Annotated in this window: 3 protein-coding genes and 1 pseudogene; 3 read left to right on the top strand and 1 reads right to left on the bottom strand. The window is 70.9% G+C overall.

Annotated features, from left to right (window positions below):
• The first annotated feature begins 54 nt into the window (after positions 1–54).
• From DSP71_RS18890 to DSP71_RS18880, 3 genes are read left to right on the top strand one after another with little or no spacing between them, the layout of a single operon-like run.
• Positions 55–750: a hypothetical protein gene (locus tag DSP71_RS18890; RefSeq protein WP_113681820.1), complete on the top strand. Its 696-nt coding sequence runs from the start codon at positions 55–57 to the stop codon at positions 748–750.
• A complete protein-coding gene (locus DSP71_RS18885) occupies positions 747–1,307 on the top strand; it encodes a hypothetical protein (protein ID WP_061017035.1) in 561 nt (186 codons plus the stop codon). The genes DSP71_RS18890 and DSP71_RS18885 overlap by 4 nt, the downstream gene beginning before the upstream one ends.
• Positions 1,304–1,903: a hypothetical protein gene (locus tag DSP71_RS18880; RefSeq protein WP_147251399.1), complete on the top strand. Its 600-nt coding sequence runs from the start codon at positions 1,304–1,306 to the stop codon at positions 1,901–1,903. Before DSP71_RS18885 ends, DSP71_RS18880 begins: the two co-directional genes overlap by 4 nt.
• On the opposite strand, the pseudogene DSP71_RS18875 reads toward DSP71_RS18880, so the two are convergent.
• Positions 1,858–2,488: pseudogene (locus tag DSP71_RS18875) on the bottom strand (hypothetical protein); the annotation flags it as partial. The gene DSP71_RS18880 and the pseudogene DSP71_RS18875 overlap by 46 nt on opposite strands.

Here is a 2,488-nt window from a genome sequence, read left to right as displayed (position 1 = left end):
GGCGGGGTGCGAATCATGCCGCACCGCCGAACGGCGCGGTCCTAAGCTGTTGCCGTGACCACGACCCCGCCCGACAGGACCTCCGCATCGCGCGGTGAGGCGGAGGTCACCGCCTCGAACGCGGGAGCCCGCGCGAAGGTGCTGGGGTGGGCGCGGCGCAGCATCGACCTCATCCCGACCTCGTGGTTGATCACCGGCGCGGGGGCGGCGCTGTTGGCGACCACCGCCCTGTTCGGCGGCCTCGAGGCCGCCGCGGTCGACCCGATCCCCGATCTCACGATCGGCGAGACGTTCTCCGGCTCCGAATTCGAGATGACCGTGGTGGGCGTCGAGCTGCGCGACGAGCGCGGAATGGCGGCGATCTATCCCGACGAGGAGAAGGGGGAGCGCCTGCTCGTCGTGACCGTGGACGTGGTGAACACCTTCTCGCAGCCGCGTGCTTCCGGATCACCCGCGAAGGTGTCTCCTCTCCTGGACGGCATCCGCATCGAAGGGCTCGATGCCAAGGGGGTGGTGTCGCGCGCCGACGACGGAAAGCTCGCGCCCACGCTCCAGCCCGACGTTCCGGCCCGTGTGCTGATCACCTGGGCCGTGGGACCGGACGACTTCCGCGACGGCGACGAGGTCTCGCTCACCCTCCCCGACTCCGACCACTACGTCGGGCAGAGCCTGATCCGCGGCGACTACTGGAACGATCCCCGCGTCGGCGCGACGCTGACGACCACGATCGAGGAGGTGAGCGCCGGATGAAGAAGCACGTGCTCGTCTGGCTGCTCACCACGGCGCTGCTCGCGTGCGCGTGGGTCCTCGTCAAGGTCACGCTCCCCGACGACGCTCCGGATGCCCCCTTCCCCGCGGTCGCGCAGATCGGCGAGGAGGCCGTCACACGCAACCTCGTCGCGACCGTGACCGATGTCCATCTCACGAATCGGGTCACCGATGCCGAGGGCTGGTCCGCCGAGGGCACCTGGCTCGTGATCGACCTCGACGCCGCGAGCGGGGTCACGCAGCGGTTGAGCACCCTCAGGCTCGCCGAGCTCACGATCGGCGAGCGCACGTTCAGCGCCACGGATCGCGGAACCACCTTCCTCGCTCAGCGTCTGGTCACCGCGGTTCCCCGCAGCGGCAGTCTGGCGTTCGAGCTCCCCGACGACGTCGTGGGTGACAGGGCCACCCTGCGCCTGGGCGTGCCGGGATCGGGCGGCTTCGAGGTGCTGCGCGACGGCGTGATCGACCTGCCGATCGACCTGGCGACTCTCCCCGTCGAGGCCGAGGTGCTCCTGGTCGAGAACGGGTGGGCGCGATGACGATCCCTCCTCCGCTCTTTCCTCCCGCCCCTCAGGAAGACCCCGCAGCCGCAGCTGTTCCGACGAAGCGCGATTCCTGGTGGCGGCGCAACACCGTCGCCCTGATCGCACTCGCCCTCCTCGTGCCCGCGACGGCGGCCGCCGTGGGTTGGCAGGAGTGGTACCAGTACTTCGGGTTCGGTGCCCGCGCGGTCGCCCCGGTGGTCGTGCCGGAAGACGAGACGACGGACCTCGCCGGCGCAGCCTGGGGCCCGATCCGCGGCGGGGAGATCGACGACGTCTCCGGCCTCGACGTACCGGAGAAGACGCGGCTGATCGCGGTCGCGGTGCCCGTGGACCCGGAGGCCGAGGGCGTCGGGTGCGAGGCTCCCGTGCTCGTGGAGCAGTCGACGGGGCGGGAGTGGAGTCCGGTGCGCGCCGAGATCGGACTCGACTGGAGCGCCGACGAGCCCGAGACGTGCCTCAGCGAGCAGGCGAGCCCTTACGAGTTGATCGTGCCGTTCGTGGTTCCTGCCGACGTGGAGGGCCCGTTTTGGGTCGACATCCGGCCCTATCGCGCCGGCGGCTCGTTCGTGAGGTTCGAGTTCGAACCCTGACCGCCGACGGCGTCACGAGGCGGCGCCGAGACCACAGCGGCTGCCACCGCATCGACCGACGAGGGCAGCAGTCCGGCCGCATCCGCGACGGCACGCATCTCCGCTTCCGCCTCCGTGGAGGCCGAGGCGTCCGGCCGCGCCTGCTGGCGACGTCGCAGCCGTCCGAGCGTGGCGTCGTAGGCGCCGCTGATCACGGCGATGCGGAGGGGTTCGATGAGCAGGAGCGGCACGAGGGAGACGAGCGGGGCCGCGACCGCCCAGAACACGTAGTCCTGCGGTCCGATCAGCCGGGTGACACCGAAGCCGAGGACCGATTCGAGCGCCTTCACCGCCACGTAGAGCAGCGCGTAGGAGACGACCAGCAGGGGACCCGCTCGCCACATCAGCAGCAGGGCGCGACCGATCGGCCGGAAGCGCGCTCCCAGCTCGTCGCCGAGGTCGCGCAGCCGTCGCACCAGGGGGTTGGGGATCGCCTCCGTGTGCTGACGGAACCGCGAGACGAGTTCACTCTCGACGCGCAGCTTCTCGGCGACGATCGCCTGTCCGAAGACGACTCCGGCGATCGTGAGCCAGGCCAGCGGCGCC

The organism is Microbacterium sp. H6 (assembly GCF_003314775.1).
Taxonomy (GTDB): Bacteria; Actinomycetota; Actinomycetes; order Actinomycetales; family Microbacteriaceae; genus Microbacterium; species Microbacterium oxydans.
This window is presented reverse-complemented; position numbering and strand designations above follow the sequence as displayed.